The sequence below is a fragment of the Serratia sp. NA_13 genome, from assembly GCF_052691735.1.
Genome location: NZ_JBQZFV010000013.1, coordinates 61613 through 84299, shown reverse-complemented (window position 1 = coordinate 84299; position 22687 = coordinate 61613). Strand labels below are relative to the sequence as shown.

Sequence of the window (22687 nt, the reverse complement as noted above, 5' to 3'; positions counted from 1 at the left end):
ATTTATTGATGGTTACCGAATCCTGGTCTGGAGGTGTTCTTCCCTGTGAGCATTCATCCCGTCGGGAAATAGCAGTGCGATGAATGAAAGAAAACTACATATCGGAAAAAGATGATTGATTGAAGTGTAGTACAGAAGCGACGCGCAAGAAGTGAGCAAGTGATTGGAAAGACTGGGCGGGAATTCTTGGAACAGAAAGGCAGAAGCCGAGATACCAGCCTCTGCCTTTCTACTATTACTGGGTGACGCTTGAGACGGTTTTCTGTGCGTTCAGTAAATCCTGCTGCTTGGCGACCAGATTCGACATCATGGTGTTGTACTGCGTTGCCTGCTGGGAAGTACGCAATTGCACGCCGTTATTGTTAAAGCTCACCTGATTACCCTGTGTACGCAGGAAATCCCCAACCTGCACCAGATCCTGAACGAAACTGGCGGTAGCTGGAATAACCGGCATCAACGCATTGGCCGGCCCGGTGACAATTTTGTCGTAGGCCTGGTTATACACGGCTTTCAGATCGTCAGGTTGCTTCAGCGCTGCCCGGGCGGTATCCGCCTGCGACTTGGCCGACTGGATCTGCTGCCCCAGTAGGTTCAGCGCCCCAACGGATTGCTGCAGCGAATCGCGCTTGCTCATGTAGTCCTGTGCGGTGCGGATCTGGTTAATTTGATCCAGCGCCGGCGTCAGGCTGGCATCCAGTGATTTGGACAACTGCTGTGAAAAACCGACCAAAATAGCGTAATCACCAGCATAGTTGCCGAACTTCTGTTTCTGATCTTCGCTCAGCGTCGGGATTTTCGCGCCGCTGCGCATCACCGTGTTCTGTATGTAATCTATAAACGCCTTGCGTTGTTCCGGCTCTTTATCGCCGCAAGCAGTCAGCTGCATGACCACCAACAATGCCAATACCGGGGCCAACCAACGCGCGAAATTTCTGCTCTGGATCCCTACCGCCATGTGACATAACTCCTGTTATAAACCTGCTTTTTCATCGGACTCCGTCCCTTTTGCTGCACTCCCTGCACCTATAAGAATAGATCAACTGAGTGCGATCCGATACGCGATTCACCTTTCGGGGCTTATTCTTCGGTGAAAGGGAAGTAATAGCGATACCTGAAACCAGGTCGAACATGATTTGAGAGCGAAGAAATCAAGCCCTACCCCCCAATTCAGCCCCCAAGTCAGTGAGCTATTGGCAGCGTTAAAAGGAACAGGTTTGACACAAAACCGCCCACTGCGCCGACAGCAATAGAAAAGGCGCCCGCAGGCGCCTTTTCACAGCAGAACCGCTTATTGCAGCACGGAGATATCCGCCACCTGCAAGAACAGCTCACGCAGCTTACTCAGCAGCGTCAGACGGTTCACACGCACCGCTTCGTCTTCTGCCATTACCATGACGTTGTCGAAGAACGCATCGACCGGCTCACGCAGGTCAGCCAGCTCCACCAACGCATCCTGATAGTTGCCTGCCGCAAAATACGGCTCCAGCTTATCGCGCAGCACCACCAGATGGGTCGCCAGTTGAATCTCAGCCGCTTCTTTCAATACCGAGGCATGGACGCGGTCATTGAGCGTATCGGTAGATTTGGCCAGGATATTGGAAACGCGTTTATTGGCCGCAGCCAGTGCAGCTGCCGCTTCCAGGGTACGGAAGTGGGTCACCGCTTTAACGCGCGCATCGAAGTCCGCCGGTTTGGTCGGACGACGAGCCAACACCGCCTGAATGGTGTCTACCGCGTGGCCTTCTTCCTGATACCAGGCGCGGAAACGGCCCAGCATGAACTCGACCACTTCATCGACAACTTTGGCGTTGGTCAGCTTGCTGCCGTAAAGGCGCACGGCCTCTTCGGTCAGGGTCAGCAGATCCAGCGTCAGGTTTTTCTCGACGATGATACGCAGCACCCCCAATGCAGCACGGCGCAGTGCGAACGGATCCTTATCGCCTTTCGGATGTTGCCCGATGCCGAAAATGCCGGCCAGGGTGTCCATCTTGTCGGCAATCGCCAACGAACAGGCCACCAGCGACTCCGGCAGTGCATCACCGGCAAAGCGCGGCTGGTACTGTTCGTTCAGCGCAACCGCCACGTCTTCAGCTTCGCCGTCATGACGCGCGTAGTGCATGCCCATCACGCCCTGGGTGTCGGTGAATTCGAAGACCATGTTGGTCATCAGATCGCACTTCGACAGCAGGCCCGCACGGGTGGCGTGGTTAACGTCGGCACCAATCTGGCCGGCAACCCAGCCCGCCAGCGCCTGAATACGATCGGTCTTGTCGCGCAGGGTGCCCAGTTGCTGTTGGAACAGCACGGTTTCCAGACGCGGCAGGTTATCTTCCAGACGTTTTTTGCGGTCGGTGTTGAAGAAGAACTCGGCATCGGCCAAACGCGGACGCACTACCTTCTCATTACCGGAGATAATCTGCTGCGGATCTTTGGATTCGATGTTGGCCACGAAGATAAAGTTCGGCAGCAGTTTGCCCACGGCGTCATACACCGGGAAATACTTCTGGTCGCCCTTCATGGTGTACACCAGCGCTTCCGCCGGCACCGCCAGGAATTTATCTTCGAATTTGGCGGTCAACACCACCGGCCATTCAACCAGCGAGGCCACTTCTTCCAGCAGGCTTTCGCTCAGATCGGCCTTGCCGCCAATGGTCGAAGCAGCCAGCTCGGCGTCACGCTTGATCATCGCCTTACGGGTTTCGTAATCGGCGATCACCTTACCGCGCTCCTGCAGGATCTGCGGATATTGGTCGGCATTGTCGATAGTGAATTCCGCTTCACCCATAAAACGGTGGCCGCGAACCGTACGCGCGGAATCGATGCCCAGCACGGTACCTGGGATCAGTTCCGCACCCAGCAGCATCGTCACGGTGTGCACCGGACGCACGAACTGCACGTCGGAATCGCCCCAACGCATCAGTTTCGGGATCGGCAGTTTGGCCAGTGAATTGCTGACCATGCCTGCCAGCAGCGCTTGCGCGGACTGACCTTTAACATGGGCGCGGTACAGCAGCCATTCGCCTTTGTCGGTCGCCAGGCGTTCGGCCTGATCGACGGTAATGCCGCAACCGCGTGCCCAGCCTTCGGCCGCCTTGCTTGGCTTGCCTTCGGCGTCAAACGCCTGGGCAATAGCCGGGCCGCGTTTTTCGACTTCGCGATCGGCCTGTGCAGCGCTTAAATTAGCCACTTTCAGCGCCAGACGGCGCGGCGCGGCAAACCAGCTCACTTCGCCGTGCTCGAGGTTAGCGCTATCGAGCTCAGCGGTAAAATTCGCGGCAAAGGATTCTGCCAGTGAACGAAGAGCCTTCGGCGGCAGCTCTTCCGTGCCGATTTCCACCAGGAAAGTCTGTTGAGTCATGGCTGCCTCTTAGCTCTTGTTCTTTTTGCACATTGGGAAGCCCAGCGCTTCGCGAGAAGCGTAGTAGGCCTCGGCAACAGCTTTGGTCAGCGTGCGGATACGCAGAATATAACGTTGACGCTCGGTCACCGAGATCGCCTTGCGCGCATCCAACAGGTTGAAGGTGTGGCCAGCCTTCAGAATACGTTCATAAGCCGGCAGCGGCAGTGGTTTCTCCAGCGCCAGCAGTGACTGGGCTTCTTTCTCGTACTGCTCAAAGCAGGAGAACAGGAAGTCCACGTCAGCGTATTCGAAGTTGTAAGTGGACTGCTCCACTTCGTTCTGATGGAACACATCGCCGTAGGTGGTTACACCCAGCGGGCCGTCGCTCCATACCAGATCGTAAACGCTGTCCACGCCCTGGATGTACATCGCCAGGCGCTCAAGGCCGTAAGTGATCTCGCCGGTCACCGGTTTGCATTCCATGCCGCCGACCTGCTGGAAGTAAGTGAACTGCGTCACTTCCATGCCGTTCAGCCACACTTCCCAGCCCAGGCCCCAGGCGCCGAGCGTCGGGTTTTCCCAGTTATCTTCTACGAAGCGGATGTCGTGAATGGTCGGATCCAGACCCAGCTCTTTCAACGAGCCCAGGTACAGTTCCTGAATGTTGTCCGGCGATGGTTTAATCACCACCTGGAATTGATAATAATGTTGCAGACGGTTTGGGTTTTCACCGTAGCGGCCGTCGGTCGGACGGCGGGACGGCTGCACGTAGGCGGTAGCCATTGGCTCCGGTCCCAGTGCGCGCAGGCACGTCATCGGGTGTGAGGTTCCCGCGCCGACTTCCATGTCCAATGGTTGAACGATGGTGCAGCCCTGGCGCGCCCAATAGTCCTGCAGTGTCAGGATCAGGCCCTGGAAGGTCTTGGTATCAAACTTTTGCATGTTGAATTCGCACGCGATACAAGTGGATTTAAATGGGATGCGCCAGTATACCCGTTGACCGTAAGATATACAGCCCGAATCCGGCAACAAGTGTGAATCATCAAAGAAGCGTGGCGTTTTTACGCACTGAAATGGGGCAAATGCGTCCGAATGGTACTGTTTCACCGTTCTGTTCGGCGGCCGCATCGCCGATGCGCTACTGAGACGCTTCGGCAATCTGCGGCTGGCCCGCAACCTGTTTGCGGCGGTAACGCTGCTGCTGACCGCCACCTGCTTCCTGTTGATCCCCTTTATGAGCACGCCCACCGAAATCATTTTGCTGATGACGTTGGGAAACGCGCTGAATGCGCTGGTGAATAATGTGTATTGGTCGGTGGTGATCGACGTCACACCCAAGGCTTCAGTAGGCACCTACAGCGGTATGACGCTGGCGATAGCCAATATTGCCTCAATCACTGCACCTATGCTGAGCTGTTGGTTGGCGCAGCACCACGGCTATGGCGCGATGTTCTTCGCCACCGCCGTGGTGTCCTTCTGCAGCATGCTGTGCATGACCCTGCTACAGCCGGAAAGAAAGATGGGAGCCGACAGCTCGCCGCACCACCGAGGTATTCAGCACGCAGCGCAGCGATAACAACAAAACCATGAGGCAAGGATGCCGTCAGGTTAGCGTCTGTCGAATTAAGTTAACTTCTGTACCTGCAGACAAGAACATTTCTATTATTCACAGAATTGATAACATACCGACAATAATCGTGCTTAAAAAGACATCCTCATGTGAAACATTCCAAGAGATAATCCGCAAACAAAAATGTGATTGTTAAAATAACAATCATCACACAAAAGAAACACTTTATTATAGAAACCAATCATCAATTATTTACCTCACAGGCTAAAAATTTACTTGCCGACTTGACTCTGGTAGGATTGTCTACCGCACCCCAGCATTGTCGCAAGACGAAATTAAATTTAAAATTCGATTATGGAAGATGTAGAAATGATAGAAATCTTTGATGTGGATTACAATCTACTGTCGGATAACCGTTCTAAAGAATTATTCTCTTTAAGAAAGAAGACATTTAAAGACCGTCTCAACTGGATTGTTAATTGCGAAAACAATATGGAATTTGACGAGTATGATAACAATCATACTACGTACCTTTTTGGTATGTATGAAAATATGGTAGTCTGCAGTCTGCGATTTATAGAAACAAAATACAATAATATGATTACTGGCACGTTTAAATCCTATTTTAATAAAATAGAACTTCCTGAAGGTAACTTTGTTGAGGCCAGTAGGCTTTTTATCGATAAAGGACGTGTGCAGGCGATGAAATTACAAAATGAACCGATCAGTTCACTACTGTTTTTATCTATGATCAATTATGCAAGAAATTATGATTACCAAGGGATTTATGCAATTATCAGCCATTCCATGCTGATTATCTTCCAAAGATCCGGTTGGGAAATTACAGTAGTCGAGCAAGGGCAATCAGAGAAAAACCAGCGAATTTACCTGATTTACATGCCGGTTGACGATCGCAACCAGCAGATATTGGTCGATCGCATCAACTTGGCCCACCCTGGCTTAACCCCGGACCGCGATGCCTGGCCATTAACCTTCCGTGTCAGGAAGCACGGGTCTGATCAGCTGTAGTTCAACGCCTAGCCTGATAGCATGCTTGGCGTTGGTAACGCCTAATTTTTTGACGGCATTACCAATATGATATTTTATTGTGGTGAGCTTGATCCCCAGGATGAGCGCAATCTCCTGATAGGATTTACCCATGCTTGCCCAGTAAATTATCTCATTCTCTCGCTTCGAGAATATTCCTTTATTGTTCATTTTGTCAAAGTAGGTAGGGCTATTAATTTCCTTGTAAAATGCAGTAAGCTTATCATGAGTAGTAATTAGCAGCATTTGAAGTTTGTCTTGGTTGGCTATTATTCTTTCTTCTATATTATAGTCGCAATGTTTATCAATCATAATAGAAAGCACCACCAAATTATGATTATGATCGTGCAGCACAAATGTATAGCCATTAACTACATTGTAATTCTTAGCCATATCAAAAATTCTTGGCAATTTTAACCCTGGATCAATCATTATATTTTCATCCCAGGAGAACGGAGTAATACGGCGCGAAGCAGTAATAAGAACCGGGTCGATAAATTGATAGTTATTTTCTGTATAAAATTCAAACCATTCAGTTCCGTTAGAAATAATCGCAAAGTTCGCCGGGTTTCTTTTATTCATTATTGCATAAGCGTACTTCACGTTACTATACTCGCTAAGTTTACCTTCCAAATCATTTTTTATGGTGGTGTTGATGGTTTCATCATTGAAGAATGAATTTGACACTGAACCCTCTCCTTAAAAAATAAAAATCCTTAGCTAATAAAAATTATAACATAAAAATTGCTGGCGGCATAACTGATAAAAAGTCAGGTTAAACTATTAAAATAGACAACCAAAACCATCTATACAATATAAATAATCACGGATTGGAATTTATTTATATTAATAAGCGCCATTTAGCCACATAAAGGATAGGTAAAAAAGAAAAATAACGTGGTTATCTTCGAAAAACTTCAGACACATGTTATGTTAATTTTTATTACAAAATAAACAAGAACACAACATACGGAGTGAGGAGTTACGAGCAAGTACGGAGGAAGACATACGATTCGCCATCAGAGGAAAAAACCAATAACTCCCTCACCCCATCAAATGACAGGGTGAAAGAAAGAAATTGACAATCAAAATACATAAAACAATAATATTTAAAATTGTTTCCCTGGTGTTGGCCAAATTGGCTATCTGATCCTGATTCAGGATCAGTTTTTTTTATGTGTGTCTTGTTTTTCTGAGATAACAATAAAGTTTTTTAAACTCGAATGATAGTTGTACTAAAGTACAGTCAAATACTGTATTTCATCATGCAAAGAGCGATAATTATCGCATTATAACGTTGATTCCCCCCCACTCAGTGCCATAAATAATCCATAGCAAATCGAATAATCCCTCATACATCATAGATGTGCCCACACTGTTTAATTGGCTAGCATCAACATACCGTTATATCTGCGATCCGCCACATCAACCGGTATTGATTATGGGCCAGATGTCCGGACCCCTTACTGATATATCAACCACTCAAAACCGCGCGCTGACGCCGACGTTATACATAAACTGCTCGCCGCTGCTCAGGCCGCCGGTTTGCGAAACGGTGGCGAACGCCGCTACCTGATCGGTCAGCGGCATGTTCGCTCCCAGGGTCACATCCACCCAGTTTTTATCCTGATTGGCGCTGTCGCGGGTAAAAGAGGTCTGGGTAGACTTCAGCCCACCGCCGGCCCGATAGACATCATCGCCAAACTGATGCTGATAACTCACCTCGGCGTACGGATTAAACAAACCAAACTTGCTGTCCAACCGCCAGCCCAACGCGCCGATCTGCGAATGGTAGGTCTGGTCGTTAAAGCGCATTGAGGTGCTGGTGTTGCCATCCTCGCTGTAACCGGAGACGTTACTGTAATCCCAGGCAAATTGCGCCATCGGGCCGCTAGTCAGATAAGAAGTAATGGGGAAGTCGTATCCGGCGGTAAGGCGCGCCCCCCACTGCTTGCCGGAGGTCGAGCCGGTTTCGGTGCGAGTTAACGACCCTAACTGCATGCTGCGGCGAATATCATCGTAATCCATTGTCGCGTAGTGCAGATCGGCGTTCACCCAACCGTGCTCAAACACGTCCAGGGCGGTAAAGGCCGAGAACAGCAGGCCGCGCGCCTTGTACTCATAGCGGCTGGAAGGCTGCTGATCGTCATTGGAACCGGAAATCAGCGCCCCAATTAACCAGCCGTCGGTCAACTGGTAATCCACCCCAACCGTCAGATTATGGGTGGTGGCGTTGCCGTCACCTGCCGCCAGATTGGAAGAATAGTCATAGTGTTGTCCGGCATAACCGCCGAATACGCCCAGCGCGCCTTGCGGGTTGCCGCCATTGCGTAGCTGTTGGAAACGGCTGTCGAGGGTAGCACGGCTGTCACGTGCCATCGCCGCCGTCGCCTGATTCAGCGCCACTGCCTGCGCCGGGCCGTCCAGCACCGCCTGAATGTAATCGGCAATCAGTTGATGTGCCTGCGGGCTGGGGTGGAAATGATCGGAAAACAGGTAGGATTGGTTGCTGTCAAATCCCGGCATGGCCGAGCTGCACACCGCAGAAGAAACGCCTGGCGGGCAGGCCATACCGGCGGTATTGGTAAAGCCAAACTGCGTCGGATTGGCAATGGCCTCGCTAAACAGCTGGTTTACGTCAACCCGCACGATATTGCCGCTGCCCTGTGCCAGCAGGCGGTCTTCGCTTTGGTTATAAAAATCGGTCAGTTGCCCGGCCTGAGCGCTCAGGCTGTCAAAGGCGGCAATCAGCTGTGCGGCAATTGCCTGCTGCACCTGCGGGAGCGCACTGCCCTGCGCCGCCGCGGCCGTCAGCGCCTGGTGAATGGCCTGAGTCCGCGTGTCATTGTCCGGTGTCGCCAGCGAATTAAGGGTGGCGTAGGCCGCCTGCACTGCCGCGTTTTGCACCGGCGTCAGCGCCTGCTGGATAATCAGCTCCATCAGTTGAGGCGTAGAGCCAATATTCGGCACCGTCGGAACGATCACCGTTCCGGCGCCGGCATTTAACAACGAGTGAACCTGCGCTGCTGCGGCGGCCGCACTGTTGTAGGCCACACCCGGCGCAGTCGCCGGATTTAACGCCGCCGCAGCCAGATCATTGCCGCCAATCCAGTGTATATACAGGCCATCACCATCGGCCCGGTCATTAACCCGATTGAGATAGCTCTGCACCTGATCCTGGGTGTTATCCGCCGGGTTAAGCGCCGGCACCGCCACGCCACCACCGGCGGCATAGTTGTCACCGCCGTTATCCGATGCCACCAGCGCGGCACCGATACGTTGCGCCAGCACTTCGTCATATAACAGGTGTTTATTGCTGTCGTAGGTAAAGCGGCCATTGTTACCGGTGTCGCTTAGACTGTCGCCAAACACGTAGAGTTGGTCATAGGCCAGCGCCGGGGGCGTCATACTGCATAATATTGCCACTGCAAGCACCGCTGGGCGGGGCATACGAGTTATTTTTAGAGGCATAAACAGACTCCTGAGAGCCAAGCAAATGAAGGAAAATACATTTTTATCATTGGCCTTTTTGGCTACCGGCCATCTAGTAAATATTGCTGGCTTTTTCGCCACGTCAAGCCGGTTGTTGATAAAACAATCAGGGGCTTGCCAAGTTCGCAACTTCGGGCGATGCTTACTGTAAATAAACACAGCATAAGGACAGTCAGTATGGTCAACGAACGTTGCGGTTGGGTGACGGCCGATCCGTTATATCTCGAGTATCATGACAAGGAATGGGGCGCACCGACCACCGATGCACATGAACTGTTCGAAATGCTGTGTCTGGAAGGACAACAGGCCGGACTTTCCTGGATCACCGTGCTGAAAAAGCGTGAAAACTACCGTCGTGCCTTCCACAATTTCAACCCACAGCGGGTGGCGGCCATCACTGAACAAGAGGTGGAAATCTTGCTGCAGGACAGCGGTATCATCCGCCACCGGGGCAAAATCGAAGCCATCATTGCCAACGCCAGGGCCTATCTGGCGATGGAGGCGGCAGGAGAAGACTTCGTCAGCTTTATCTGGGCGTTTGTCGACGGCGAACCGCTGCTCAACCGTTGGCAACAGCTAAGTGAAGTACCGGCAAAAACCGAACGCTCGGATGCCATGTCCAAAGCGCTGAAAAAACGCGGTTTTAAATTTATCGGCTCCACGACCTGTTACGCCTTTATGCAGGCCAGCGGGCTGGTGAACGATCATCTGACGGGCTGCCTCTGCTACCCAAAGCCATAGCGATCCGCCCTTGCCATCCGGGCGATCTGCCGCGACTGATGGCCCTGTGGCTGCCCAGCACCATCGCCGCCCATCCGTTCGTGAAGGAAAGCTACTGGCTTGAAAGCGCCACCCTGGTGCAGGAAAACTACCTGCCGCGCGCGCACAGTTGGGCGTATTGGCATGAAGGGGAAATCGTCGGCTTTATCAGCGTGTTGGATCAACGTTTTATTGGCGCGCTGTTTGTTGACATGGCGTTTCACGGCCGTGGCGTCGCCCAGGCACTGATGGCGTATGTGCAACAGCGCTATCCTCGGCTAAGCCTGGAGGTCTATCAGCAAAACCTGCGGGCCTGCGCCTTCTACCATAAGCAGGGTTTTCACGTCACACAGCGTTTGTTTAATGAAGAAACTCAAGCCCATACATTGATCATGAACTGGGCTGCCAGCGTTTGATTTTTGTCACTTCTGGCTAAAAACAGCGCACTCCGCACCGGGGTGCGTTCAATTCAGAATCCGCTGCATGGTATTCCCTTTCGTTTTGCCGGATAACAAGCGCAGCCCGTGAGCCGCTTATAAATTGTCACGTTTTTTTCCGGAACTGCCGGAGGAGATACGCGTCATAGTAGCGCCGCAACCTGGCATGCCAGGCGGCCAACGGTTTATTTAGCGTCCCCGAGATTGGACCGACGCACACAGATTCTGATGCCACAAGGGAAAAAACATGAATAAACGCATTGCGATTATTGCCGGCGCGGTGAGCCTTGCGCTCACGCTGTCAGCCTGTACCACCAACCCGTACACCGGGGAATCTGAAGCCGGAAAATCCGGCATTGGCGCAGGGATCGGCGCGGCATTGGGCGCAGGCGTCGGCATGCTGTCCTCGTCTAAAAAAGACCGCGGCAAAGGCGCACTGATTGGTGCCGCTGCCGGTGCCGCACTGGGCGGCGGTGCCGGTTATTACATGGACGTGCAAGAAGCCAAACTGCGCGACAAAATGAAAGGTACCGGCGTTAGCGTGACCCGTCAGGGCGACAATATCGTGCTGAACATGCCAAATAACGTCACCTTCGACAGCAGCAGCGCTACCCTGAAACCGGCGGGTGCCAATACCCTGACCGGCGTGGCTATGGTGTTGAAGGAATACCCGAAAACGGCAGTTAACATCATCGGCTACACCGACAGCACCGGTTCCCGTGCTCTGAACATGACCCTGTCGCAGCAACGTGCCGACGGCGTCGGTAGTGCGCTGATCACCCAGGGTGTGGCGGCCAACCGCATCCGCACCTCAGGAGCCGGCCCGGACAACCCGATCGCCTCCAACAGCACCACAGAAGGCAAGGCGCAAAACCGCCGCGTTGAGTTAACTCTCAGCCCGCTGCAGTAATCCCGTGCGGGGCGCTCTGCCCCGCCACTTCCTATACCCCGCAGCTCCGCCATTGGACATTCCGGCTCTGCGCCGGGTGTGTTAGTCTCCTTGGCAATTAACCACAGGGGAGATCGGCTGTGAGCAGTGTTAAGGCAATACGCGCCTCGGGGCGGGCCACCATCAGCGATGTGGCGAAAACCGCCAAGACCGGTAAAACCAGCGTATCGCGCTATCTCAATGGTGAGCAGCACCTGCTTTCTGACGATCTCAAACAGCGCATCGAACTGGCGATCAACCAGCTCGACTATCGCCCCAGCCAGATGGCACGCAGCCTGAAGGGCGGCCAAACGCGACTGATTGGCCTGATCATTGCCGATATCACCAATCCCTACTCGGTGGACGTGATGCGCGGTATCGAAGCGGCCTGTCGTCAGCACGGTTTTACCCTGCTGGTGTGTAATACCAATAACGAGGTCAATCAGGAACAGCACTACCTGCAATTGCTTAGCAGTTACCGGGTAGAGGGCATCGTGGTCAACGCCGTCGGTATGCGTGAAGAGGCGCTGTCGACCCTGCAACAATCGATGTTACCTATGGTGCTTATTGACCGCAAAATCTCTGATTTTGCCTGTGATGTGGTGGGCCTCAACAATCACGAAGCGGCAACCGTCGCCACGGAACACCTGTTGCAACAGGGTTTCGAAGCCATTTTGTTTCTCAGTGAGCCGATCGGCACGGTCAATACCCGCCTGGAAAGGCTGCACGCCTTTAACCAGACCATGGCGCAACATGCCGGACTGTTGGCCGAACAGGCCGAAACTCCGCTTAACGACGTTAAACAGCTGGAAGGCGTGATCCACGACTTTAACGCCCGCCATCGCGGTATGCGCAAGGCGGTGATTTCCGCTAATGGTTCCCTGACGCTGCAGGTGGCACGCGCCATGCGCCGATTGGGCATCCAATGGGGCAGCGATATCGGCCTGCTGGGCTTTGACGAACTGGAATGGGCCGAACTAGCCGGGGTGGGCATCACCACTCTGAAACAGCCCACCTATCAAATGGGTCATGCGGCACTAGAACAACTGGTGCAACGCATTCAGGGCCTGAATACCCCCATCAGCGAACAGATGTTCCCCGGTGAACTGATCGTACGCGGCTCCACCACCCGGTAATCGCCCCCCTTTCCCGCAGGGGGCGGCCTGTTACGCCCCTTTATCGCATCATCCAGACTATTTTTTGCTCAGGTTCGTGATTGCGATCATATTTTTACACTCTGTCGCTTTTGGATGGAACCGGTACCATTTAACTTGTGGTTAACAGTATCGGTGGGACTGACACCACCTCAGGAGCAAAAATGACCAGAGAAATTATCATAGTGACCGGCGCCTATGGCACCGATACCGTCCAGCAGCTCGGTGGCCAGGCCGCTTTACTGCCGATCATCGCCGCGGCAGGTGCCGACGGCGTAGAAATTCGCCGCGAACTGTTTTCTGCTCAGGATCTACAGGACCTGTCAGCTCTGGCTCAGGACATCGAACAGCAGCAATTGTTTGCCGTTTACTCTGCACCTGAAGCCCTGTTTACCCCACAGCACACTCTGAACCCAAACCTGGCGGCTCTGCTGGCGGAAGCCCAGACGCTAAACGCACGCCAGTTAAAATTATCCCTGGGCCATTATCAGCCGGGCTTCGATTTTACCGAACTGAAAGTGGCACTGGAGCAGCATCCGGTCAACCTGGTGGTGGAAAATGACCAGACCCCGGACTGCGGCATTCTGTCACTGCTGAACGCCTTTTTCCACGCGGCGGAAGATAACCGTCTGCCGGTCAGCATGACTTTCGATATGGCCAACTGGCACTGGGTCGGGCAAGACGCCTTCGCCGCTGCCGAGCGTCTGGCTCGCCACGTCAGCTATGTGCACGTGAAAGCGGCCACCCATAGCCTGCGCGGTTGGCGCGCCGTGGCGCTGGACGACAGTGACGGCCGCTGGCGTGAGTTGCTGACCCGCCTGCCGCAGGATGTACCACGCGGCATTGAATTCCCATTGCAGGGCGACAGTCTGGAAGACGTAACCCGCTACTACGTTAACCTGTTACGCGCGGAGTAAAACATCATGACAACGCTGACAGCAGCGCATAGCGCCCCCTTAGATGTCGTCACCCTGGGTGAAGCCATGGCCATGTTCGTGGCAAACCAAACCGGTGATATGGCGGAAGTAGAAACTTTCACCAAACGCATTGCCGGTGCCGAGCTGAACGTGGCGATCGGTCTGGCACGTCTGGGCCTGAACGTCGGCTGGGTCAGCCGCGTCGGCAATGACAGTTTCGGCCGTTTTGCCCTGCAACAATTGAAAAAAGAAGGTATCAACGCCCAGCAGGTCACGGTAGACGGCAATTATCCGACCGGTTTTCAGATCAAATCGAAAACCACGAATGGTACCGATCCCAAAGTAGAGTATTTCCGCAAAGGTTCGGCGGCTAGCCATCTTTCTGTGGACGATTTCAACCGCGATTACTTCGGTTCCGCGCGCCATCTGCACCTGAGCGGCGTAGCGGCAGCCTTGTCCGGTCAGTCGCTGGCGCTGTGTCACCATGCCGCACGTGAGATGCGTGCAATGGGCAAAACCATTTCTTTCGACCCTAATTTGCGTCCGGTGCTGTGGTCCAGTCAGCAGATGATGATCGAACAGCTCAATAAGCTGGCGTTCGCCGCCGACTGGGTGCTGCCGGGGCTGAAAGAAGGGCAAATCCTCACTGGCCAATCAACGCCGGAAGGCATTGCCGATTTTTACCTGGAGCGCGGCGTACAGGCGGTGATTATCAAAACCGGCCCGGACGGCGCCTGGTTTAAAACTGCCGCCGGCGATCAGACGGCCGTAGCTGCCATCAAAGTCGACAACGTGGTGGACACCGTGGGAGCAGGCGACGGTTTTGCCGTCGGCACCCTTAGCGCCCTGCTGGAAGGCAAAACGCTGAAACAGGCGGTTCAACGCGGCAATAAAATCGGCTCGCTGGCGATCCAGGCCATCGGCGACAGCGAGGGCTTACCGACCCGCGCTGCACTGGCTGAATAAACACAATAAATACCAATCACTACATTCAATCTCCATAACGGTTAGCCTCTAGCCCTACAACTAGATTTCCGGGAGATCGCCTATACCCAATGACTTTCAAGTTGCAGCTAGGCACCCAGCTCGTGAGTCCCCGTCCCCAGGCGCTTACTTAAGTAAGTAACTGGGGTGAGCGAGTGCAGGTAACAACGCTGCAGCGTGAAAGACGAAGGGTATGCAACACCACTGAAGGAACCTGAACATGAACAAAGCGACTATCGCGGCTAAACGCTGGTGGTACATCATGCCCATCGTGTTTATCACCTACAGCCTGGCCTATCTCGATCGCGCCAACTTCAGCTTTGCTTCGGCCGCCGGCATCAATGACGACCTGGGCATCACCAAGGGCATGTCCTCGCTGCTGGGGGCGCTGTTTTTCCTCGGCTATTTCTTTTTCCAGATCCCCGGCGCTATCTATGCCGAGCGCCGCAGTGTTAAAAAACTGATTTTCTGGTGCCTGATCCTGTGGGGGGCCTGCGCCTCGCTGACCGGCATGGTCAGTAATATCCCCATGCTGGCCGCTATCCGCTTTATCCTCGGCGTGGTGGAAGCCGCGGTCATGCCGGCGATGCTGATTTACATCAGCAACTGGTTCACCAAATCAGAACGCTCACGCGCCAATACCTTCCTGATCCTTGGCAACCCGGTAACGGTGCTGTGGATGTCGGTGGTTTCCGGCTACCTGATCCACGCCTACGGCTGGCGTGAAATGTTCATCTTTGAAGGCATTCCGGCGGTGATCTGGGCCTTCTGCTGGTGGGTGCTGGCCAAAGACAAACCCGCCCAGGCCAAATGGCTGAGCGACAATGAAAAGCAGGCGTTGCAGCAACAGCTGGAAGAGGAACAAAAAGGGATTAAAGCGGTGCGTAATTACGGTGAAGCCTTCCGCTCACGCAACGTTATTCTGCTGTGCGCACAGTACTTTGCCTGGAGTATTGGCGTGTATGGCTTCGTGCTGTGGTTGCCTTCCATCCTGCGCAGCGGCATGCAGATGGGCATGGTGGAAGCCGGCTGGCTGTCGGCGGTGCCTTATCTGGCGGCGACTATCGCCATGATCCTGGTGTCCTGGGCCTCCGACAAAATGCAAAACCGTAAGCTGTTCGTCTGGCCACTGTTGCTGATTGGCGCGCTGGCTTTCTTCGGCTCTTATGCCGTCGGTGCCAACCATTTCTGGGTCTCTTACACCCTGCTGGTGATTGCCGGGGCCGCCATGTATGCCCCTTATGGGCCTTTCTTCGCCATCATTCCTGAAATGCTGCCGAAAAACGTTGCCGGTGGCGCTATGGCACTGATCAACAGCATGGGTGCGCTGGGCTCCTTCTTCGGCTCGTGGTTTGTCGGTTACCTGAACGGCGCTACCGGTAGCCCGGCGGCTTCTTATATGTTTATGGCCATTGCCCTGCTGGTGGCGGTGGTGCTGACTCTGGTTGTCAAACCCGCTCGCAACGAGGCCCAGCCACAACTGGCTTAGTCTCGTTATAATTTATTTTCTGTTGAATATACCCAATGAATTTCAGGCTGCAGCCAGGCGAAAAACGAACTTCCCCCAGTTACTTACTTAAGTAACTGGGGGAAGTTCGAGCAGTTAACAACGCTGCAGTCTGAAAAAGGGTATTGCTGGAGTTCGTGATGAAGCCTTCTATTGTTCTATACAAAAACATCCCTGCCGAACTGCGTGAACGACTGGAACAGCACTTCACCGTGCACGCCTTCGACGGCCTGAACCCGGATAACTGCGATGAGTTGCACCAGGCGCTGCAACAGGCGGAGGGGATCATCGGTTCCGGCGGTAAAATTGATGAGGCTTTCCTGCAGCAGGTGCCAAAACTGCGTGCCGCTTCAACCATTTCCGTCGGTTACGATAATTTCGACGTCGACGCGCTTAATGCCCATAACGTGCTGCTGATGCATACCCCCACCGTGCTGACCGAAACCGTCGCCGATACCATCATGAGTCTGGTGCTGGCGACAGCGCGCCGGGTGGTGGAAGTGGCCGAGCGGGTCAAGGCCGGCGAATGGCAGGGCAGCATCGGGGCCGACTGGTTTGGCGTCGATGTGCACCATAAAACCATCGGCATTCTCGGGATGGGCCGGATCGGGCTGGCGCTGGCGCGACGTGCGCACTTCGGTTTCGGCATGCCGGTGTTGTATAACGCCCGCCGCACACACGAAGAAGCGGAACAACGTTTTAACGCCCGCCGCTGTGACCTGGATACCCTATTGGCTGAGTCCGATTTCATCTGCATTACGCTGCCGCTGACCGATGAAACCTTCCATATGATCAGCCGTGAGCAACTGGCGAAGATGAAAAAGAGTGGCATCTTGATTAACGCCGGTCGCGGCCCGGTGGTGGATGAAGCGGCACTGATTGAAGCACTGCAAAACGGCACTATCTACGCTGCCGGGCTGGACGTGTTCGAAAAAGAACCGTTAGACGTGTCTTCACCGTTGCTGAAGCTGCCAAACGTAGTGGCGCTGCCGCATATCGGTTCTGCGACCCATGAGACCCGCTATGGCATGGCCGAATGCGCCGTCGACAACCTGATTGCCGCACTGACCGGCACGGTCAAAGAAAACTGCGTGAATCCGCAACTGCTGAAGAAATAGTCATGAAGGGCGGCGCCCGCCGCCCATTTCGTTCCATCCCTCTCCCCCTTCCATCTCCTCCCGGAAAATTATCTGTTGGGATGAGGCGACTTTTTCATCATTTGTCACACTGGGCATTACCCTACAAGAAAAACGCTTCCTGCCACGCGTAAGGAGAGCCATGAAACGCCAGATCCTTCCCCTGCTGATACTGCTGTCACCGGCGGCAATGGCGAGCTGGACGCTGCAAAGCTTCCCGGCCTTTGACGAGTCCGCCAGCGGCTTGTTCACCAGCCACGCCACCTTGCCCAAGGGTGAACTGCCGCTAAAGATTTACCAGGACCAACAGTGTTGGCAGCCGGCCACCACGGCCAAACTGAATCAAGCCCTGTCGCTGCAACCTTGCGGCGATAACCCACCGGTTAACTGGCGGCTGTTCCGCGCTGGCGAATATCAGGTACGCATCGACACCCGCAGCGGTACACCAACGTTGCAGCTCAGCCTGAAAACCGCACCGGAAATCGCCGCCGCTACGGTAGCGCGCACCTGCCCACGCTGGAACGGCTTGCCGGTCACGCTTGACGTGGCCGCGACCTTTGCCGAAGGCGAAACGGTGCGTGATTTCTATTCGGGCCAAACGACCAGGGTCAGTCAGGGCAAAGTCACCCTGCAACCGGCCGCTGGCAGTGGGGGATTACTGTTGCTGGAGTCGGCAAGCCGCGAGAAAGCCGCGCCGTTCAACTGGCACAACGCCACGGTTTACTTCGCCCTCACCGATCGCTTTGAAAACGGTAACCCGGCCAATGACCACAGTTACGGCCGCCGCAGCGACGGTATGCAGGAGATAGGCACTTTCCACGGCGGCGATTTGGCCGGCCTGACGCAAAAGCTCGATTATCTGCAACAGCTCGGCGTCAATGCGCTGTGGATCAGTTCACCACTAGAGCAAATCCACGGCTGGGTTGGCGGCGGCACCAAGGGCGATTTCCCGCATTACGCCTATCACGGATACTACGCATTGGACTGGACCCGGCTCGATGCCAACATGGGCAGCGAGCAGGATCTGCGCACGCTGGTCGAGCAAGCCCACCAGCGTGGTATCCGCATTCTGTTCGACGTGGTGGTGAACCACGTCGGTTACGCCACGCTGGCGGATATGCAGACCTTCCAGTTTGGCTCACTGTATCTGAAAGGTGCGGAGATCGAAAAAACACTGGGTAAAAACTGGGGCGACTGGCGGCCGGGCACGGGACAAAGCTGGCACAGCTTCAACGATTACATCAACTTCAGTGATAAATCCGGTTGGGATACGTGGTGGGGTAAAAACTGGATCCGTACCGATATCGGCGACTACGACTCGCCGGGTTATGACGACCTCACCATGTCGCTGGCCTTCCTCCCGGATATCAAAACTGAAGCGCCCGGTGCCAGCGGTCTGCCGCTGTTTTATCGCCATAAACCCGACACTGATGCGCGCGAAATTCCCGGTGCCACAACCCGCGACTACCTGACTACCTGGCTCAGCCAATGGGTACGCGATTACGGCATTGACGGCTTTCGCGTCGACACCGCCAAACACGTAGAGAAACCGACGCTGGCACTGCTGAAACAGCGTGCCACGGCGGCATTGGCCGAGTGGAAAGCCGCTCATCCGCAACAGGCGCTGGATTATGCCCCATTCTGGATGACCGGTGAAGCCTGGGGCCATGGCGTGATGAAAAGCGACTATTACCAGAACGGCTTCGACGCGATGATCAATTTTGATTTCCAGGATCAAGCGTCGCAGGCGCTGAGCTGTTTTTCCAGCATCGACGCCACCTATCAACAGATGGCCGACAAGCTTCATTATTTCAACGTGTTAAGTTATATCTCTTCGCACGATACCCGGCTGTTCTTTGCCAGTGATGCCAAAGGTTCGCTGGCACTGCAACAGCGTGCCGCCGATCTTCTGCTGCTTGCCCCCGGCGCGGTACAAATTTACTACGGTGATGAAAGTGGTCGTCAGCTTGGCCCGAGTGGTTCAGATCCGTTGCAGGGCACCCGTTCCGATATGAACTGGAGCGAGCTGCAGGGCGACAAAGCCCCACTGCTGGCGCACTGGCAGCGGCTGGGCCAATTCCGCGCTCGCCACCCGGCAATCGGTGCGGGTAAACAGCTGTCGCAGCAAACGACGCAATACTATGCTTTCAGCCGTCGGCTCGGTGACGATAAGGTGATGGTGGTGTGGGTCGGCGATCGGTCACAATAAATCAGTGAAATATGCCAATAAAAAACCATTGGGTAAAATTTACTCCCGGTGGTTTTTTTATGAACCGCATTGCGCCGGAAATTGTCAGGCGGTATGGTGGGCGATTACCTGCTAAAAACACTACAGCTGCACCTATGACTTTTTCACTTTTCGGCGACAAATTTACCCGTTACGCGGGCATTACCCGTTTAATGGATGACCTGAACGAAGGCTTGCGTACCCCCGGCGCCATCATGCTTGGCGGCGGTAATCCGGCGCAAATTCCTGAGATGGAAAGCTACTTCAAGCAACTGTGTCAGGACATGCTCGACCAGGGCAAACTGACCGAGGCGCTGTGTAACTATGACGGCCCTCAGGGCAAAGACTCCCTGCTGAAAGCACTGGCTAAATTGCTGCGTGACGAGCTGGGCTGGCAGATTTCTCCACAGAATATTGCACTGACAAATGGCAGCCAGAGCGCGTTTTTCTACTTGTTTAACCTGTTTGCCGGGCGCTATGCCGACGGCAGCCGCCGCCGCGTACTGTTCCCGCTGGCGCCGGAGTATATCGGCTATGCCGATGCCGGGTTGGACGAAGGCCTGTTTGTCTCGGCCAAACCCAACATCGAATTGCTGCCGGAAGGCCAGTTCAAATATCACGTTGATTTCGAACACCTGAATATCGGCGATGATATCGGCATGATCTGCGTATCACGCCCGACCAACCCGACCGGCAACGTGATCACCGACGAAGAGCTGATGAAGCTCGACCGGCTGGCGCAACAGCGCAATATTCCGCTGGTGATCGATAACGCCTATGGCGTGCCCTTCCCCGGCATTATCTTCAGCGACGCAACGCCACTATGGAACCCTAACATCATTCTGTGCATGAGCCTGTCAAAACTCGGCCTGCCCGGTTCGCGCTGCGGCATTGTGATCGCCGATGAAAAGACCATCAGCGCCCTGACCAACATGAACGGCATCATTAGCCTGTCACCGGGCAGCATGGGGCCGGCTATGGCAACGGAAATGATTGAACGCGGCGATCTGCTGCGCCTGTCCAACGAAGTGATCCGGCCCTTCTACAAGCAGCGTGTCGAGCATACTATCGAGATCATTCGCCGCTACCTGTCGCCAGAACGCTGCCTGATCCATAAACCGGAAGGGGCCATTTTCCTCTGGCTGTGGTTCAAGGACCTGCCGATCACCACCGAATTGCTGTACCAGCGCCTGAAAAAACGTGGCGTGCTGATGGTGCCGGGCCACTATTTCTTCCCGGGGTTGGAGCACGAATGGCCGCATACCCATCAGTGCATGCGGATGAACTACGTGCCGGATCCGGAGAAGATTGAGCGTGGCGTGGCGATCCTGGCGGAAGAGATCGAACGCGCGCACCAGGAAGCGGGCTGATCGTTGAGATGGGGCGTCCAGGCGGCGCCCCGTCGTGTTACATCGCCCAGTTTTTTACATCGCCCAGAACAATACCGCCAGCAACTGCGGCGACATGATGCGCAGGAACATCGCCAAAGGATAAACCGTAGCGTAAGACAGCGCGGCAGCGCCGCTGGTCGGGTGCAAGCCATTAGCGAAGGCCAACGCCGGCGGATCGGTCATTGACCCTGCCAGCATGCCAGACAGCGTCAGGTAGTTCATCTTGCCCACCGTGCGCGCCAGTACGCCCACGCTAAACAGAGGGATCGCGGTAATCAGCGCACCGTAGCCAATCCATGCCAGCCCTTCACCATTAATCAGCGTATCGACAAAGTTGCCGCCCGACTTCAGCCCGACCACCGCCAGAAACAGCACAATCCCCAACTCACGCAACGCCAGATTGGCACTGGGCGGCATAAACCAGTACAGCTTGCCGATGCTGCCGATACGCCCAAGGATCAGCGCCGCCACCAGTGGACCACCAGCCAGCCCCAGACGCAATGCCGCCGGGAAGCCCGGTATAAACAGAGGGATGGATCCCAACAACACGCCCAGGCCGATACCGATAAACACCGGCAGCATTTGCACCTGCTGGAGCTTCTGCTGGGCGTTGCCGACAATCGCCACCACCGCCTCGATAGATTCGGGCCGCCCCACCAAATTGAGGATGTCACCAAATTGCAGGGTCACATTGCTGCCGGCCACCAGTTCGACCCCGGCACGGTTGAGGCGCGAGATCACCACGTCGTATTTTTGCTTCAGGTTCAGATCGCGGATTTTGCTGCCCAACACCTTCTCATTGGTCACCACCGCTCTCACCACCTGCAGCTCTGTACCGCGCGTTGACAACGAGACGTCGACCTCTTCGCCAATCACCAGCCGGGCATTTTCCAGGCTTTCGCGCTTGCCCACCAGATGCAGGTAATCGCCCAGTTCCAGCCTCTCCAGCGGGGCCGGCACCATCAGAAAATCGCCGCGTTTCAGGCGAGAACAGATGATGTCCTCACCGTTCAGCAGCGGAACATTTTTGATAGCCATTCCCTGCAGATTCGGGTTACGCACCGCCACGTTCATGGTGTGCAGCAGTTCACGCTGGTTGCCCAGGCTGCCTTCAAACGCCTGCGCCTCTTGCTCGATATTAATGCGGAAAAACAGGCGTATCAGCCACATCACCAATAAAATGCCGCAGATGCCAAACGGATAGGCCATGGCGTACCCCATACCCATGCGATCGACCAGTGCCGGATCTGAACCCAAATCGGTCAGGATTTGCTGCCCAGCACCGAGCGCAGGAGTATTGGTGACCGCCCCGGAGAACACGCCGAGAATGATTGGCAACGGCACGGCAAACAGCTTGTGAACTACCGCCGCGACCAGCCCACCGACCAGCACCAGTAAAATGGCAAAGCCGTTGAGCCTCAGCCCCGATACCCGCAAGGAAGAGAAGAAACCCGGGCCGACCTGAATGCCAATGGTGTAGACAAACAGGATCAGGCCAAACTCCTGAATGAAGTGCAGCATGTCGCCATTAAGATTAAGCTGCCAGCTCTGGGCGAAATGCCCAACGATAATGCCACCGAACAGCACCCCGCCGATGCCCAGCCCTACCCCATAGATTTTCCAGTTACCCATCCACAACCCGAGAACGGCCACCAACGCCAACATACTGACGGTCAGGGCGATTTCGCTCATAACTCACATCCTTGCCAGAAGTTTAACAACCGGTTTGCGGTTAAAGTCACACAATTAACAGGGATTTTGGCACAGGCGGGAAAGGGTGACTGTGGCTTGTGCCACA

General features: G+C 54.6%; 17 protein-coding genes and 1 pseudogene. 12 read left to right on the top strand and 6 right to left on the bottom strand.

The genetic code is table 11. The annotated features are described in order from the left end of the window. Nucleotides 1–235 precede the first annotated feature (235 nt). From ACUTSU_RS17345 to glyQ, 3 genes are all read right to left on the bottom strand, one after another. Nucleotides 236–955, bottom strand: coding sequence for a DUF3053 domain-containing protein (locus tag ACUTSU_RS17345; RefSeq protein ID WP_445652635.1), 720 nt, complete (start codon nt 953–955; stop codon nt 236–238). 333 nt (nt 956–1288) lie between these two features. Beyond that, the gene (glyS, locus tag ACUTSU_RS17340) at nt 1289–3358 is read right to left on the bottom strand and encodes a glycine--tRNA ligase subunit beta (protein ID WP_445652634.1); all 2070 of its coding nucleotides are present in this window, start codon (nt 3356–3358) and stop codon (nt 1289–1291) included. A 9-nt stretch (nt 3359–3367) separates the two neighbouring features. Continuing rightward, a complete protein-coding gene (gene glyQ / locus ACUTSU_RS17335) occupies nt 3368–4282 on the bottom strand; it encodes a glycine--tRNA ligase subunit alpha (RefSeq protein ID WP_012004542.1) in 915 nt (304 codons plus the stop codon). 157 nt (nt 4283–4439) lie between these two features. Between glyQ and ACUTSU_RS17330 the strand changes: the two are divergent. Both ACUTSU_RS17330 and ACUTSU_RS17325 read left to right on the top strand, forming a co-directional pair. Continuing rightward, a pseudogene (locus tag ACUTSU_RS17330) lies at nt 4440–4916 on the top strand (MFS transporter); the annotation flags it as partial. Nucleotides 4917–5279: 363 nt separating this feature from the next. Continuing rightward, the gene (locus ACUTSU_RS17325; protein WP_445652654.1) at nt 5280–5939 is read left to right on the top strand and encodes an acyl-homoserine-lactone synthase; all 660 of its coding nucleotides are present in this window, start codon (nt 5280–5282) and stop codon (nt 5937–5939) included. Here ACUTSU_RS17325 and ACUTSU_RS17320 read toward each other — a convergent pair. Both ACUTSU_RS17320 and ACUTSU_RS17315 read right to left on the bottom strand, forming a co-directional pair. Then, nucleotides 5898–6644 (bottom strand): LuxR family transcriptional regulator, encoded by a 747-nt coding sequence (locus ACUTSU_RS17320; protein WP_115183488.1) that lies wholly within the window; start codon nt 6642–6644, stop codon nt 5898–5900. The two genes, ACUTSU_RS17325 and ACUTSU_RS17320, sit on opposite strands and share 42 nt — an antisense overlap. Before the next feature lie 795 nt (nt 6645–7439). Then, nucleotides 7440–9428, bottom strand: coding sequence for an autotransporter outer membrane beta-barrel domain-containing protein (locus ACUTSU_RS17315; protein WP_445652633.1), 1989 nt, complete (start codon nt 9426–9428; stop codon nt 7440–7442). Between the two features lie 198 nt (nt 9429–9626). Here ACUTSU_RS17315 and ACUTSU_RS17310 point away from each other — a divergent pair, with 198 nt between their 5' ends. The 10 genes from ACUTSU_RS17310 to ACUTSU_RS17265 all read left to right on the top strand — a co-directional run bounded on the left by ACUTSU_RS17310 (nt 9627) and on the right by ACUTSU_RS17265 (nt 20868). Further along, nucleotides 9627–10190 (top strand): DNA-3-methyladenine glycosylase I, encoded by a 564-nt coding sequence (locus tag ACUTSU_RS17310; protein WP_445652632.1) that lies wholly within the window; start codon nt 9627–9629, stop codon nt 10188–10190. Beyond that, complete coding sequence (locus ACUTSU_RS17305) at nt 10166–10624, top strand: N-acetyltransferase (RefSeq protein WP_445652653.1); 459 nt, start codon at nt 10166–10168, stop codon at nt 10622–10624. Before ACUTSU_RS17310 ends, ACUTSU_RS17305 begins: the two co-directional genes overlap by 25 nt. A gap of 268 nt (nt 10625–10892) precedes the next feature. Next, nucleotides 10893–11555 carry an OmpA family lipoprotein gene (locus ACUTSU_RS17300; RefSeq protein WP_445652631.1) on the top strand — a complete coding sequence of 221 codons (663 nt, stop codon included), beginning with the start codon at nt 10893–10895 and terminating at the stop codon, nt 11553–11555. Nucleotides 11556–11692: 137 nt separating this feature from the next. After that, nucleotides 11693–12709, top strand: a complete 1017-nt coding sequence (locus tag ACUTSU_RS17295; RefSeq protein ID WP_445652652.1) for a LacI family DNA-binding transcriptional regulator — start codon at nt 11693–11695, stop codon at nt 12707–12709. 182 nt (nt 12710–12891) lie between these two features. Continuing rightward, nucleotides 12892–13644, top strand: a complete 753-nt coding sequence (locus tag ACUTSU_RS17290) for a sugar phosphate isomerase/epimerase family protein (RefSeq protein ID WP_445652630.1) — start codon at nt 12892–12894, stop codon at nt 13642–13644. A 6-nt stretch (nt 13645–13650) separates the two neighbouring features. Beyond that, nucleotides 13651–14610 carry a sugar kinase gene (locus tag ACUTSU_RS17285; protein ID WP_445652629.1) on the top strand — a complete coding sequence of 320 codons (960 nt, stop codon included), beginning with the start codon at nt 13651–13653 and terminating at the stop codon, nt 14608–14610. A 238-nt stretch (nt 14611–14848) separates the two neighbouring features. After that, on the top strand, nt 14849–16117 hold the full coding sequence (locus ACUTSU_RS17280) for an MFS transporter (RefSeq protein WP_445652628.1): 1269 nt from the start codon (nt 14849–14851) through the stop codon (nt 16115–16117). A 158-nt stretch (nt 16118–16275) separates the two neighbouring features. Then, nucleotides 16276–17253: a glyoxylate/hydroxypyruvate reductase GhrB gene (ghrB, locus tag ACUTSU_RS17275; RefSeq protein WP_445654438.1), complete on the top strand. Its 978-nt coding sequence runs from the start codon at nt 16276–16278 to the stop codon at nt 17251–17253. A gap of 160 nt (nt 17254–17413) precedes the next feature. Further along, nucleotides 17414–19480: an alpha-amylase gene (locus ACUTSU_RS17270; protein ID WP_445652626.1), complete on the top strand. Its 2067-nt coding sequence runs from the start codon at nt 17414–17416 to the stop codon at nt 19478–19480. Between the two features lie 134 nt (nt 19481–19614). Next, the gene (locus ACUTSU_RS17265; protein WP_174354804.1) at nt 19615–20868 is read left to right on the top strand and encodes a valine--pyruvate transaminase; all 1254 of its coding nucleotides are present in this window, start codon (nt 19615–19617) and stop codon (nt 20866–20868) included. A gap of 54 nt (nt 20869–20922) precedes the next feature. Here the strand turns inward: ACUTSU_RS17265 and ACUTSU_RS17260 are convergent, their stop codons facing one another. Beyond that, complete coding sequence (locus tag ACUTSU_RS17260; protein WP_445652625.1) at nt 20923–22581, bottom strand: putative transporter; 1659 nt, start codon at nt 22579–22581, stop codon at nt 20923–20925. Nucleotides 22582–22687 lie beyond the last annotated feature (106 nt).